Below are 14,779 nucleotides of genomic sequence, written 5' to 3'. Positions count from 1 at the left end.
GACCGGGCGGCGGTCCGGCAAAACGGCGGAAGTCTGAGCACTCCCGCCGCTTCGATAGTATCAACGCGGCTGAATATTCCCGGTAGCGGGAAGCGGCTTTTTTAATCGCGGGCGGCAGGGACGCGCCAGATGGCAGAGGCGAAAGCGGAGAATTCCGCTGAACGGCACAGGGTCGAACAGGATAGCGAGGCGGAGCCCGCGATCGCCTGGAACGCCGGCAATTATGCCCCCCTCCCCGGCATCCCCGACGAGATGGTCGACGCCGAGGGAAAGGTGCGCCCGGTCTGGCAGCCCTTCGTCAACGCGCTGTCCGGCATGACCACGGACGAGCTTGCCGAGCGGTTCTCGCGCGCCGACCGCTATCTGCGCGATGCCGGCGTGTTCTACCGCGCCTATGACGGCCAGGATGACGCCCGCGCATGGCCGTTTTCCCACATCCCGGTCATCATCGACGACGATGAATGGCAGGAGCTCGCAGAGGGGCTGAAGCAGCGCGCCGACCTTCTCGAAGCGATGATGGCCGATTTTTACGGCGACAATCGGCTGGTGGCGGAAGGCTTCATCCCGCCGGCGCTCGTTGCCTCCAACAGCGAGTTTCTACGCCCGCTCGTCGGCGTCACGCCCGCCGGCGGCCACTTCCTGCATTTCATTTCCTTCGAGGTCGGCCGCGGCCCCGAAGGCAAATGGTGGGTGCTGTCCGACCGGGCTCAAGCCCCCTCCGGCGCGGGCTTTGCGCTCGAAAACCGGGTCGCGGCATCGCGCGCCTTTTCCGGCATTTACGGCGACATGCATGTGCGCCGCGTCGCCTCGTTCTTCGGCGCGTTTCGCGATGCGCTGCAGTCGGGAAGCTATGGCGGCGAAGGCCGTTTCGGCGTGCTCACCCCCGGCCCCGCCAACGAGACCTATTACGAACACGCCTATATCGCCCGCTATCTCGGCATCTCGCTGCTGGAGGGCGAGGACCTGATCGTCGTCAACGACCGGCTGATGGTGCGCACCGTCGCCGGGCCGATGCCCGTCAGCGTGCTCTGGCGGCGTCTCGATGCCGATTTCACCGATCCGCTGGAGCTGAACCAGCAGTCGCGCATCGGCACACCCGGCATGGTCAGCGCTATCCGCGCCGGCAACCTTACAATGGTCAATGCGCTGGGCTCTGGCATCGTCGAAACCCGCGCCCTACTCGCCTTCCTGCCGGCCCTGTCGCGGCGGCTTCTGAACGAGGATCTGAAGATCCCGTCAATCGCGACATGGTGGTGCGGTCAGGAAAACGAGCGCGCCCATGTCGCCGCCAATCTTGACCAGATGCTGATCGGCCCCGCCTATTCCCGCCAGCCTTTCTTTGACGATTCCGGCCTGTCGTTTTCCGGCAGGCGGCTAGGCGAGCGCCGGCCCGGCGCAGTGCCGCGCTGGCTGGAAAAGCGCGGGCCATGGCTTGTCGGCCAGGAAGCGGTGAAGCTTTCGACAGCGCCCGCCTTCATCAACGGCAAGCTGGAACCGCACCCGTTCTCGCTGCGCGTCTTCGCCGCCCGCACCAATGATGGCTGGAAGCTGATGCCGGGCGGCTTTGCCCGCATCGGCTCCTCCGACGATGTCGCCGCGATCGCCATGCAGGCCGGCGGGCGAGCCGCAGACGTGTGGGTGGTGAGCAAGACGCCGGTCGCGACCCCGACGCTTCTGACCCGCGAAAGCCGGGTGCCGCGCAACCATCCCGCGAACCTGCCGAGCCGCGCCGCCGACAATCTGTTCTGGCTCGGTCGCTACATCGAGCGCGCCGAAGGCAATCTGCGCATTCTCAGGGCCTGGCATGGCCGGTTCGCCGAGGTCGACGACCGCGGTCAGGCGCTGCTGACGCGTGTGGAAGCCTATCTCGACCATGCGGGCATCGATCTGACAGAAGCCGCGCTCCCCAAGAGCCTGATGCGCGATATCGACAGCGCGGTCTATTCCGCCGGCAATATCCGCGACCGGTTTTCGCCGGATGGCTGGCTGGCGCTGAACGACCTTTCCAAGACCGCCGGCCGCTTCGTCGACCGGGTCGGGCCGGGCGACGACGCAGCCCACGCGATCACGATACTGCTCCGCAAGCTTGCGGGCTTTGCCGGTCTCGTTCACGAAAACATGTACCGCTCCACCGGCTGGCGGTTCCTGTCGATCGGCCGCTATCTCGAACGCGGCCTGCACATGACGCGCCTGCTCGGCGAGCTTTCCGGCGAGGACGCGCCCGACGGCGCCTTCGATATCCTGCTGGAGATCGGCGACAACGTCATGACCCACCGGCGTCACTACAACGTCAACACCGACCGACTGACGATCACCGATCTCCTGGCGCTCGACCCGCAGAACCCGCGCTCCGTGCTGTTCCAGCTCAACCAGATGCTGGCCGAAGTGGAGAAGCTGCCGAGCCAGGACCACATGACCCAGATGTCTCCGCTCCACCGCGAGACCATGCGCGTCCAGTCCGGCCTCGCCGTGATGACCGCCAACTCGATCTCTGTCGACTATTACGCAACGCTGGAGCGCGATTTCGAGGCGTTGTCCGACTGTCTCGCGCAAAGCTATCTGTGAGGGATGATGCTCTACGATCTCTCGCTGAAGATGGAATATCACTACGATACGCCCGCCTCGCTGGCGCGCCATATCACCCGCGTGCTGCCGCTGGCGGCAACCCAGCGCCAGCGCCTGATCGCCGGTCACGTGAAGTTCGATCCGCATCCGAGCGAACAGCGCGGCTTCACCGATTTCTTCGGCCATCCGGCGATTGCCACGCTGATCGACCCGCCGCATCAGAGCTTCGAGGTGACGATGAAGGCGCGCGTCAATGTCGACGCGCCGCGCACCACGCTGGCCTTTTCGCCCGAACTGCCGCGTCTGCGGGAAGAATATGCCCGCATTCTCGATCTCGGCCGGGATTCGCCGCATCATTTCCTGAGCGCCAGCCCGCGCATTCCCCACGACCGCGCGATCGGCGCATACGGCCGGGAGAGCGCTGCGGCGGGCATGAGCGTTCACCAGATCGCCAAGGCGATCTGCGCGCGCATACATGACGATTTTGTCTATGACGGCGAAGCGACGACCGTCGACAGCACGCCGGCCGAAGCCTTCCGCCTCAGACGCGGCGTCTGCCAGGATTTCTCGCATGTGATGATTTCGGCGCTGAGAGCGATCGGCATTCCCGCAGGCTATGTCAGCGGCTATCTCCGCACCATTCCCCCGCCCGGCAAGCCGCGGCTCGAAGGCGCGGACGCGATGCATGCATGGGTCCGGGTCTGGTGCGGCGGCGCGCTCGGCTGGATCGAGCTCGATCCGACCAACAATATCGAGGCGGGATCGGATCATATCGTGGTCGCCTATGGCCGCGATTATGCCGACGTCGTGCCGGTTCTCGGCGTCATGAAGACCTATGGCGAGCACAAGGCCACCCAGGCCGTCGACGTCGTGCCGGTGCCCGAGACGGTGCGCTGAACCGCTGAGGCCGCACCCGGAACACGCAGATCGAGCCAATCCGCCTGAGGGCGAAATGCGCCCCAGCCATTTTCCTGCCGCTTTGCGGGACAAGCTGAAGGGCGGCGTCTTTCAGGTCTGAAAAGAAAAACCCGTCCGCTGCTATCGCTTTGTTGCAAGTGCGTCATATCAGTGCATAAATTGCACGAAAGAATACACCCAACCGCTCCCTTCGAGCTGGCGGGAACAAATTTAAAACGGTCGAAGCTCCCAATTTTCCAGCTTTTTATTGACGGAAAAAAAGATGAACAAAGTGACCAACCCCGATCTCCCGCTGCCCACGCCCCGCTCTCACGATGCTGACGAACTGGCCGCCAGCATCCTGGAAAAGCTGATCTATCAGGTCGGCAAGGACACGATCGTCGCCAAGCCGCATGACTGGCTGCGCGCCGTCATCCTCGCGATCCGCGACCGGATCACCGACGAATGGATGGAATCCACAAGGCAGACCTATGCCGCCGGCTCCAAGCGGGTCTATTACCTGTCGCTGGAATTCCTGATCGGCCGGCTTTTGCGCGATGCAATATCCAATCTGGAGATGATCGACGCTGTCAACCAGGCGCTTGCCAAGCTCGACGTCGATCTGGTGGAGATCGCCGGGCTTGAGCCGGACGCAGCACTCGGCAATGGCGGCCTCGGGCGGCTTGCGGCCTGTTTCATGGAATCCATGGCGACCGTCGACGTGCCGGCCTATGGCTACGGCATCCGCTACGTCAACGGCCTGTTCCGCCAGGAAATCGCCGATGGCTGGCAGGTGGAACTGCCGGAAACCTGGCTCGCCCACGGCAACCCCTGGGAATTCCACCGCCGCGAAAGCACCTACGAGATCAATTTCGGCGGCAAGGTCGATATCATCGAGGAAGGCGGCAAGGAGCCGCGCTATGTCTGGAAGCCGGCCGAACGGATGATGGCCGAGGCCTACGACACACCGGTCGTGGGCTGGCGCGCCAAGCGCGTCAACACGCTCCGGCTCTGGTCGGCGGATGCGATCGACCCGATCCTGCTCGACAAGTTCAATGCCGGCGACCATATCGGCGCGCTGCAGGAAAGCACCAAGGCGGAGACGCTCACCCGCGTTCTCTACCCCGCCGACGCCAACCCGGCGGGACAGGAGCTCAGGCTGCGGCAGGAGTATTTCTTCTCCTCCGCATCGCTGCAGGACATTCTGCGCCGACACAAGCAGCAGTTCGGCGCGTTCACCAACCTTCCCGACAAGGTCGCGATCCATCTCAACGACACGCATCCAGCAATTGCCGTGATCGAGATGATGCGGCTTCTGATCGACATTCACGGCATGGCGTTCGACGATGCCTGGGACATCACCGTCAAGACCTTTGCCTACACCAACCACACGCTGTTGCCCGAAGCGCTGGAAAGCTGGCCGGTGCCGCTGTTCGAGCGGCTGTTCCCGCGCCATATGCAGCTGATCTACCAGATCAATGCCAAGGTTCTGATCGACGCCCGCAAGCAGAAGGGCGCCAGCGACGATGCGATCCGCCAGATTTCGCTGATCGACGAAGGCGGCGAGCGCCGCGTGCGCATGGGCAACATAGCCTTTCTCGGCTCGCATTCGATCAACGGCGTTTCAGCGCTGCATACCGAACTGATGAAGGAGACGGTGTTCTACAACTTGCACCGTCTCCATCCCGACCGCATCAACAACAAGACCAACGGGATTACGCCCCGGCGCTGGCTCAAGGAATGCAACCCGAAGCTCACCCGCCTGATCCGCGATTCCATCGGCGACGAGTTCCTCGACGATGCCGAAAAGCTGAAGGCGCTCGACGCCTTCGCCGAGGATGCCGCCTTTCAGGAGAAATTCGACGCGGTGAAGCGCGAGAACAAGGTTCGGCTTTCGAACCTGATCGGCGAACGGCTCGGCACCCGCATAGACCCGTCGGCGATGTTCGATATCCAGATCAAGCGCATCCATGAATACAAGCGCCAGCTTCTCAACATCATCGAGGCGGTGGCGCTCTATGACCAGATCCGCTCGCATCCGGAAATGGACTGGGTGCCGCGCGTGAAGTTGTTCGCCGGCAAGGCGGCGCCGAGCTATCACAACGCCAAGCTGATCATCAAGCTCGCCAATGACGTCGCCCGCGTGATCAACAATGATCCAGCGGTGCGCGGACTGCTGAAGATCGTGTTCATCCCGAACTACAACGTCTCCACCGCCGAGGTGATGATCCCGGCCGCCGACCTTTCCGAGCAGATCTCCACGGCCGGCATGGAAGCGTCGGGCACCGGCAACATGAAGTTCGCGATCAACGGCGCGCTGACGATCGGGACGCTGGACGGCGCAAACGTCGAAATGCGCGACTGGATCGGCGCGGAGAACATGGTGATCTTCGGCATGACCGCCGAGGAGGTCGAGGCGACCCGCGCCGACGGCTATAATCCGCGCGAGCTGATCGAAGGCTCCAAGGAGCTGTCGCAGGCGCTCTCGGCGATCTCGTCCGGCGTGTTCTCTCACGACGATCCCGGCCGCTATGCCGAACTCATCGGCGGCATCTACGATCATGACTGGTTCATGGTCGCCGCCGATTTCGACGCCTACGCCGCCGCCCAGCGCGAAGTCGACGCGATATGGAACGATCGGACGTCATGGAACGTTAAAGCAATAAGGAATACTGCGCGAATGGGGTGGTTCTCCTCCGACAGAACCATCAGGGAGTATGCTCGCGACATTTGGGGTGCCTTATGAGACAACCGGAGTCAGTCGATCCGGATAAAGGCGGGGATTTCGCCCCGCCAAGAGGAGATATCGAAGCCATTTTGAACGCCACGCATGGGAACGCGTTTTCCGTGCTTGGCATTCAGAAAATCAACGGTCATCTCGTCGCCCGGTGTTTCCTGCCGGGGGCGGAGAGCGTCGAGGCCTTCGACCTTGAGGGCGAGCCTCTCGGTGTGTTGACGCAGGTCGACCCGTCCGGCTTCTTCTCGGGAAAACTGGCGCTCACAAGCTTCGTCCCGATCCGTTATCGCGCAAGGCGCGGCGACGTGACGTGGACGGTGACCGATCCCTACAGTTTCTGGCCGGTTCTGGGGCCGATGGATGATTATTTCGTCCGCGAAGGCTCCCATCTCCGCCTGTTCGACAAGCTCGGCGCCCATCCCATGACCCATCAGGGGGTGAAGGGCTTTCATTTCGCCGTGTGGGCGCCGAATGCGCGCCGCGTCTCCGTGGTCGGCAGCTTCAACAACTGGGACGGCCGGCGGCATATGATGCGGTTCCGTTCCGATTCCGGCGTGTGGGAAATCTTCGCGCCCGAAGTCGAACCCGGAACGCCGTATAAATACGAAATCATCGGCTCCAACGGCACTCTCCTGCCGCTGAAGGCCGACCCGTTTGCCCGCCGCAGCGAATTGCGCCCGCAGACGGCATCGCTGACAGCGGCCGAACTCGACCAGGAATGGGACGACGAGGAGCATCGCGAACACTGGACCTCAAGCGACAAGCGCCGCGAGCCGATCTCGATCTACGAGGTGCATCCGGGTTCATGGCAGCGGCGCGACGACGGGTCGTTTCTGTCGTGGGACGAACTCGCCGACCGGCTGATCCCCTATTGCGCCGACATGGGCTTCACCCATATCGAATTCCTGCCGGTTTCCGAATATCCTTTTGATCCCTCCTGGGGTTATCAAACCACAGGTCTCTACGCGCCGACCGCCCGCTTCGGCGAACCGGAGGGCTTCGCACGCTTCGTCAATGGCTGCCACAAGGTCGGCATCGGCGTGCTGCTCGACTGGGTGCCGGCGCATTTTCCGACCGATGAGCACGGTCTGCGCAATTTTGACGGCACCGCGCTTTACGAACATGCCGACCCGCGCAAGGGATTTCATCCGGACTGGAACACAGCGATCTACAATTTCGATCGCACCGAGGTCGCTTCCTATCTGCTCAACAACGCGCTTTACTGGGGCGAGAAATTCCACGTCGACGGTCTGCGCGTCGATGCGGTGGCCTCGATGCTCTATCTCGACTACTCCCGCAATTACGGCGAATGGATCCCCAACGAATATGGCGGGAACGCCAATCTCGGCGCGGTGCGGTTCATCCAGGAGACCAACAAGGCGGTCTACGGCCAGCATCCCGAGATGATGACGATCGCCGAGGAATCGACCACCTGGCCGAAAGTATCGCAGCCAGTGCATGAAGGCGGCCTTGGCTTCGGCTTCAAGTGGAATATGGGCTTCATGCACGACACGCTGACCTATTTCGGCCGCGAGCCCGTGCACCGCAAGCACCACCACCAGGAAATCACCTTCGGCCTGACCTACGCGTTTACCGAAAACTTCGTGCTGCCGCTCTCCCATGACGAGGTGGTGCACGGCAAGGGATCGCTGATCGCCAAAATGTCCGGCGACGACTGGCAGAAATTTGCCAATCTCCGCGCCTATTACGCCTTCATGTGGGCCTATCCCGGCAAGAAACTGCTGTTCATGGGCCAGGAATTCGCGCAGTGGAGCGAGTGGAGCGAGGCGCGCGCGCTTGACTGGAACCTGCTCGACTACAACACCCATGAGGGCGTGCGCCGGCTGGTGCGCGATCTGAACTTCACCTACCGCGCCAAACCGGCGCTTCACGCGCGCGACTGCGAGCCCGAAGGGTTCGAGTGGACGATCGTCGACGATCACGACAACTCCGTCTTCGCCTGGCAGCGCAAAGCGCCGGGCGAAAAGCCGATCGTGGTCGTCAGCAACCTGACGCCCGTGCCGCGCGACGGCTATCACGTGCCGTTGCCCAAGGCCGGCATCTGGCGGGAAATTTTGAATACAGACGCCGAAATCTACGGCGGCAGCGGGCTGGGCAATGGCGGGCGCGTGCGCGCCGAAAGCCACGCCAATGGCGGCATTTCCGCCGGCCTGATGCTGCCGCCGCTTGCGACCATTATGCTCGAACCGGAAGAATGATTGGATTGGGGAGGGAAGGATGAACAATCGCATGGGACAGCCGCTGGCGCGTGACGCCATGGCCTATGTTCTGGCCGGCGGTCGAGGGAGCCGGCTGAAAGAGCTGACGGATACCCGCGCCAAGCCCGCCGTCTATTTCGGCGGCAAGACCCGGATCATCGATTTCGCGCTGTCAAATGCGCTGAATTCCGGCATCCGCCGCATCGGGGTCGCGACCCAGTACAAGGCGCACTCGCTGATCCGCCACCTGCATCAGGGCTGGAACTTCTTCCGCCCGGAGCGAAACGAAAGTTTCGACGTGCTCCCCGCCTCCCAGCGCGTTTCCGAGACGCAGTGGTATGAGGGCACCGCCGACGCGGTCTACCAGAACATCGACATCATCGACTCCTACGGTCCGGAATACATGATCATTCTGGCCGGCGACCATATTTACAAAATGGACTACGAGATGATGCTGCGCCAGCACGTCAACGAGGGCGCCGACATCACGATTGGCTGCCTGGAAGTGCCGGTGGAGGAGGCCAAGGGCTTCGGCGTGATGCATGTCGACGAGAACGACAGGATCGTCGATTTCGTCGAAAAGCCCGCCAACCCGCCCGGCATTCCCGGCAACGAGAAGATGGCGCTGGCCTCGATGGGCATCTACGTCTTCAAGACCAAGTTCCTGTTCGATTGCCTCTACCGCGATGCCGCCGACCCGACCTCCAGCCGCGATTTCGGCAAGGATATCGTCCCCTACATCGTCAAGAACGGCAAGGCGCTGGCGCACCGCTTCTCCAAGAGCTGCATCCGCTCCAGCTACGAGGAGCAGGCCTATTGGCGCGATGTCGGAACGCTCGACGCCTACTGGCAGGCCAATATCGACCTGACCGGCGTGGTGCCCGAACTCGATATCTACGACAAGTCCTGGCCGATCTGGTCCTATTCCGAAGTCACGCCGCCGGCGAAATTCGTGCATGACGACGAGAACCGGCGCGGGTCGGCAATCTCCTCCGTGGTGTCCGGCGACTGCATCATTTCCGGTTCGCAGCTCTACAAGAGCCTGCTTTTCACCGGCGTGCGCGCCAATTCCTATTCCCGCCTCGAAGGCGCGGTCGTTCTGCCTCGGGTTCATGTCGGCCGCTATGCCCAGCTGAAGAATGTGATCATCGACCATGGCGTCCATATTCCGGAAGGGCTGGTTGTCGGCGAGGATTCCGAGCTCGACGCCCGCCGTTTCCGCCGCACCGAAAGCGGCATCTGCCTCATCACGCAGTCAATGATTGATAAACTGGACACATAAAACATGAAGGTTCTTTCCGTCGCCTCGGAAATCTACCCGCTGATCAAGACGGGAGGGCTTGCCGATGTTGCGGGCGCCCTGCCGCTTGCGCTGGCCTCCTATGGGATCCATACCCGCACACTGATCCCGGGCTATCCGGCGGTGATGAAGGCGGTCGGCGACAAGGCCGAAAAGGTGATCACGCTTTATGATCTCTTCGGCGAGCAGGCGAACGTGCTTGAAGCCCGCCATGACGGCCTGGACCTTCTCATCCTCGATGCCCCTGCCCTGTTCAGCCGTTTCGGCAATCCCTACAACGCGCCCCATGGCGAGGGCTATTCCGACAACTGGCGGCGCTTCGGCGCGCTTTCCAAGGCCGCGGCCGACATTGCCGCCGGCGCCATTCCCGGCTGGGAGCCCGATCTGGTGCATGCCCATGACTGGCAGGCGGCCATGACGCCGGTTTACATGCGGTTCGCGCCGACGCCGGAAAAACCCTCGATCCTCACCATTCACAACATCGCCTTCCAGGGCAATTTCGATACGGGCATCTTCCCCTGGCTCGGCCTTCCCGACCACGCGTTGGCCGTCGACGGCATTGAATATTACGGCAAGGTGAGTTTCCTGAAGGGCGGTCTGCAGACCGCCTGGGCGGTCACCACGGTCAGCCCGACCTATGCCCGCGAAATTCAGACCCCGCAATATGGCATGGGACTGGAAGGCCTGATCTCGGCCCGCGCCCACACGGTCCACGGCATCGTCAATGGCATCGACACAGACGTCTGGGATCCGGCAACCGACGACACCATCGTCAGCCGCTATTCCGCGCACAAGCCCAAGGGTCGGCTTGCCAACAGGCAGGCCGTGAGCGAGACCTTCGGCCTCGACAACGACGATTCCCCGATCTTCTCCGTCGTATCGCGCCTGACATGGCAAAAGGGCATGGATATCCTCGCCGCCGTCGTCGGCGATCTTGTCGCCATGGGCGGCAAGATCGTCGTGCTCGGCTCCGGCGAACCGGGGCTTGAGGAAGCCTTCCGCAATGCCGCGCGTTATTACCCCGGCCGGGTCGGCACCATTATCGGCTATGACGAGAAGCTGTCGCATATGGTGCAGGCCGGCGCCGACGCCATTCTGGTTCCTTCGCGGTTCGAGCCCTGCGGCCTGACCCAGCTCTATGCGCTGCGCTATGGCTGCATTCCCGTTGTTGCGCGCACCGGTGGCCTTGCCGATACCGTGATCGACGCAAATCCGGCTGCCCTTGCGGTCAACGCCGCCACCGGCGTCCAGTTCTCGCCGGTCGAGCCATGGTCGCTGTCGCATGCCATCCGCCGCACGATCGGCCTCTATAACGACAAGAAAACCTGGCTCACCATGCAAAAGCAGGGCATGAAGAGCGACGTGTCGTGGAAGGCCAGCGCCGGTCTCTACGCCGAACTTTACAAGCAACTCGATTTGATGGTGTCGAAACCATGAGCGTGACAATTCCGACTACACCCTTCACCGACCAGAAGCCGGGCACATCCGGCCTTCGGAAAAAGGTGCCGGTCTTTGCCCAGCCGCATTACGCCGAGAACTTCATTCAGGCGATCTTCGATTCCATCGGCGACTTCAAGGGCAAGACCCTGGTGATCGGCGGCGACGGACGCTACCTCAACCGCGAAGTGATCCAGACCGCGATCAAGATGGCCGCCGCCAACGGCTTCGGCAAGGTGATGGTCGGCCAGGGCGGCATCCTGTCGACGCCGGCGGCTTCCAACATGATCCGCAAATACCAAGCCTTCGGCGGTATCATTCTTTCGGCGAGCCATAATCCCGGCGGGCCGAACGAGGATTTCGGCATCAAGTACAACACCGCCAATGGCGGCCCCGCGCCTGAAAAGATCACCGATGCGATCTATGAACGCACCAAGCTGATCGACCGCTACCGGATTTCCGAGGCCCCCGACGTTTCGCTCGACGCGATCGGCACCTCCAAGGTCGATGACATGGAGGTCGAGGTTTTCGATCCCGTCGCCGACTATGCCGAACTGATGGAGCAGCTCTTCGATTTCGACGCGATCCGCTCCCACATCGCCGCGGGCTTCCGGATTTCGTTTGATGCAATGAGCGCCGTGACCGGCCCCTATGCCAAGGAAATCCTCGAAAACCGCCTCGGCGCGCCGGAAGGCTCGGTGATGAATTTCGAGCCGAAGGAAGATTTCGGCGGCCACCATCCCGATCCCAACCTCGTCCACGCCAAGGCGCTTTACGACGCCGTGATGGGCGATGGCGGCCCGGATTTCGGCGCGGCATCGGATGGCGATGGCGACCGCAACATGGTGGTCGGCCACGGCGTGTTCATCACCCCCTCAGACAGTCTCGCCATTCTCGCTGCCAACGCGCATCTGGCCCCTGCCTACAAGGGTGGCCTTGCCGGCATCGCCCGCTCGATGCCGACCAGCCAGGCCGCCGACCGCGTGGCGGAGAAACTCGGCATCGGCTGCTACGAGACGCCGACCGGCTGGAAATTCTTCGGCAATCTGCTCGACGCCGGCAAGGCGACACTGTGCGGCGAGGAGAGCTTCGGCACCGGCTCCAATCATGTGCGCGAGAAGGACGGGCTCTGGGCGGTGCTGCTCTGGCTCAACATTCTGGCCGTGCGCGGCAAATCCGCGCTCGATGTGGTCAAGAAGCACTGGGCCGAATATGGCCGCAACTATTATTCCCGCCACGACTACGAGGGCATCGAAACCGAGGCCGCAAACGGGCTGATGGATACGCTTCGCGCCCGGCTCGATACGCTTGCCGGCACCACATTCCGCGACCTCACCGTGGCCGAGGCCGACGACTTTGCCTATCACGACCCGGTTGATGGCTCCGTCAGCCGGCACCAGGGCGTCCGCATCCTGTTCGAAAACGGCTCGCGCGTGGTCTTCCGCCTCTCCGGCACCGGCACTTCCGGCGCCACGCTCAGGGTCTATCTGGAACATTACGAGCCCGACCCGGCCCGGCATGAACAGGACACCCAGGAAACGCTTGCCGATCTGATCGCCTATGCCGAGCATGTCGCCGAGATCGCCAAGCGCACGGGCCGCACCGCCCCGACCGTGATTACCTGAGCGCGATGTCCGAGCCTTCGAAAAAGCCCGGCGTCCGCATTCTGGACCGGGGCGTGGAATTTTCCGTCTACTCGGAAGCCGCCACCGGCATGGAATTATGCCTGTTCGACAAGGCCGGCGCTCAGACCGCGAAGCTGCCGATGGCGCATGCGGGCGGCAATCTGTTCCGCCTGATGGTGGACGGGATCAAGCCCGGACAGCGCTACGGCTACCGCGCTTTCGGCGAATGGGATCCGATGAACGGGCTATGGTCCGACCCGTCGAAATTGCTCACCGACCCCTATGCCCGCGAGATCGACCGGTCCTACCGGTTCGATCCCGATCTCAGCGAATTCGGCGTCGACACCGCCGACATGGTGCCGAAGAGCATCGTCGTCGCCGACAGCGCGGAGGACATCGGTCATGTCGATTTTCCCGATGGCGGACTGATCTACGAGGCGGGTGTGCGCGCGCTCACCATGCTCCATCCCGACGTGCCGAAGCCGATACGGGGCACGGTGGCCGCCCTTGGCCACCCGGCGGTGCTCGATCACCTGAAGAAACTCGGCGTCGACGCCATCGAGCTTCTGCCGGTGACAGCCTGGATGGACGAGCGCCACCTGCAGCCGCTCGGCCTCACCAATGCCTGGGGCTACAATCCCGTCACCTTCATGGCGCTGGAGCCGCGCATCTGCCCGGGCGGTATTGTTGAGCTTCGGGAAGCGGTGAAGGCCCTCCATCAGGCCGGCATCGGCGTCATTCTCGATCTGGTATTCAACCACAGCGGAGAGAGCGACCCGTTCGGCGGGATTGTGAGCTTTCGCGGGCTCGACAACGCTACCTATTACCGGCTCGCCCATGACGACCCTTCCGTGCTGATCAACGACACCGGCTGTGGCAATACCATTGCCTGCGACCATCCGATGGTGCGCCAGTATATCGTCGACAGTCTGCGCCATTTCGTGACCCAGGCCGGGATCGACGGCTTCCGCTTCGATCTGGCACCGGTGCTGGGCCGCCGGTATGAGGGCTTCGTTACCGATTCCGAGACGCTTCACGCCATCCTCAACGATCCCGTTCTGAAAGACCGGACGATGATCGCGGAGCCTTGGGATATCGGCCCCGGCGGCTACCAGCTCGGCAATTTCCCGCCGCCCTTTCTGGAATGGAACGACAACACCCGCGACGACATCCGCAAATTCTGGCGCGGCGATCCGTCCATGACCGGCCTGCTTGCCGACGCGCTGTCCGGCTCCTCGCACATATTTTCGACAAACGGCCAGAACAGCACGCGCTCGGTGAATTTCATCGCCGCCCATGACGGCTTCTCGCTTTATGACCTGACGGCCTATGTGCACAAGCACAATGCCGATAACGGCGAGCACAACCGCGATGGTCACGACGAGAACTATTCCTGGAACAACGGCGTCGAGGGCGAGACCGACAACGAACTGGTCAACAACCGGCGCCGGCAGGATCTGCGCGCCCTTCTCGCCACGCTGTTCGTCAGCCGAGGCGCGATCATGCTGAAGGCCGGCGACGAGGGCGGTTGCAGCCAGAAGGGCAACAACAACGCCTATTGCCAGGACAACGAGATCACCTGGCTGGACTGGGCGCATATGGACGAGAAACTGGTGGCCCACACCGCCGAGCTCTCAGCGCTGCGCAAGCGCTTCGCGGTGTTCTCGCAAACGGATTTCTTCACAGACGACGACGTTTTGTGGCTCAGGCCCGATGGCAAGGTCATGGACGTCGCCGACTGGGAGTGCCCGGAATGCCAGTGCCTCAGCATGGTGCTTTCGACCACAGAGACCACGACCGGCCACCCCACGCGCCTTGCCGTGCTCATCAATCGTGGCCATGAGGAAGCCGTGTTCCTGCTGCCCGAGACCCACGAAGACGGCTGGCACAGCCTTGCCGGCCAAAGCGAAGGCGCCGTCGAGATCGCGCTTGCACCCCGCTCGGTATCGCTCTATGCCGAGAGACTTAACGAAGGAGAGACGCATTGACCGCTCCTCAG

Annotated in this window: 8 protein-coding genes; all 8 read left to right on the top strand. The window is 62.7% G+C overall.

The genetic code is table 11. The annotated features are described in order from the left end of the window. The first annotated feature begins 129 nt into the window (after nt 1-129). Nucleotides 130-2,565 carry a circularly permuted type 2 ATP-grasp protein gene (locus tag V6765_RS07625; RefSeq protein ID WP_448427511.1) on the top strand — a complete coding sequence of 812 codons (2,436 nt, stop codon included), beginning with the start codon at nt 130-132 and terminating at the stop codon, nt 2,563-2,565. Nucleotides 2,566-2,571: 6 nt separating this feature from the next. Further along, complete coding sequence (locus V6765_RS07620; RefSeq protein ID WP_448427510.1) at nt 2,572-3,462, top strand: transglutaminase family protein; 891 nt, start codon at nt 2,572-2,574, stop codon at nt 3,460-3,462. Between the two features lie 283 nt (nt 3,463-3,745). Beyond that, nucleotides 3,746-6,208, top strand: coding sequence for a glycogen/starch/alpha-glucan phosphorylase (locus V6765_RS07615; protein ID WP_448427509.1), 2,463 nt, complete (start codon nt 3,746-3,748; stop codon nt 6,206-6,208). Next, nucleotides 6,205-8,418, top strand: coding sequence for a 1,4-alpha-glucan branching protein GlgB (gene glgB / locus V6765_RS07610; RefSeq protein ID WP_448427508.1), 2,214 nt, complete (start codon nt 6,205-6,207; stop codon nt 8,416-8,418). Before V6765_RS07615 ends, glgB begins: the two co-directional genes overlap by 4 nt. Nucleotides 8,419-8,437: 19 nt before the next feature. After that, on the top strand, nt 8,438-9,700 hold the full coding sequence (glgC, locus tag V6765_RS07605) for a glucose-1-phosphate adenylyltransferase (protein ID WP_448427507.1): 1,263 nt from the start codon (nt 8,438-8,440) through the stop codon (nt 9,698-9,700). A 3-nt stretch (nt 9,701-9,703) separates the two neighbouring features. Then, complete coding sequence (glgA, locus tag V6765_RS07600; protein WP_448427506.1) at nt 9,704-11,155, top strand: glycogen synthase GlgA; 1,452 nt, start codon at nt 9,704-9,706, stop codon at nt 11,153-11,155. Continuing rightward, nucleotides 11,152-12,780 carry an alpha-D-glucose phosphate-specific phosphoglucomutase gene (locus tag V6765_RS07595; RefSeq protein ID WP_448427505.1) on the top strand — a complete coding sequence of 543 codons (1,629 nt, stop codon included), beginning with the start codon at nt 11,152-11,154 and terminating at the stop codon, nt 12,778-12,780. Before glgA ends, V6765_RS07595 begins: the two co-directional genes overlap by 4 nt. Nucleotides 12,781-12,785: 5 nt before the next feature. Continuing rightward, nucleotides 12,786-14,768 carry a glycogen debranching protein GlgX gene (gene glgX / locus V6765_RS07590; protein ID WP_448427504.1) on the top strand — a complete coding sequence of 661 codons (1,983 nt, stop codon included), beginning with the start codon at nt 12,786-12,788 and terminating at the stop codon, nt 14,766-14,768. Nucleotides 14,769-14,779 lie beyond the last annotated feature (11 nt).

The organism is Martelella sp. FOR1707 (assembly GCF_053484265.1).
The sequence above is the reverse complement of the archived record's forward strand: the minus strand, read 5'-3'. Positions and strand labels throughout refer to the sequence as shown.

Excerpts from the sequence above, each read along its gene's own strand:
- V6765_RS07625 (WP_448427511.1), top strand. The coding sequence starts at position 130 with ATGGCAGAGGCGAAAGCGGAGAATTCCGCTGAACGGCACAGGGTCGAA.
- V6765_RS07620 (WP_448427510.1), top strand. The coding sequence starts at position 2,572 with ATGCTCTACGATCTCTCGCTGAAGATGGAATATCACTACGATACGCCC.
- V6765_RS07615 (WP_448427509.1), top strand. The coding sequence starts at position 3,746 with ATGAACAAAGTGACCAACCCCGATCTCCCGCTGCCCACGCCCCGCTCT.
- glgB (WP_448427508.1), top strand. The coding sequence starts at position 6,205 with ATGAGACAACCGGAGTCAGTCGATCCGGATAAAGGCGGGGATTTCGCC.
- glgC (WP_448427507.1), top strand. The coding sequence starts at position 8,438 with ATGAACAATCGCATGGGACAGCCGCTGGCGCGTGACGCCATGGCCTAT.
- glgA (WP_448427506.1), top strand. The coding sequence starts at position 9,704 with ATGAAGGTTCTTTCCGTCGCCTCGGAAATCTACCCGCTGATCAAGACG.
- V6765_RS07595 (WP_448427505.1), top strand. The coding sequence starts at position 11,152 with ATGAGCGTGACAATTCCGACTACACCCTTCACCGACCAGAAGCCGGGC.
- glgX (WP_448427504.1), top strand. The coding sequence starts at position 12,786 with ATGTCCGAGCCTTCGAAAAAGCCCGGCGTCCGCATTCTGGACCGGGGC.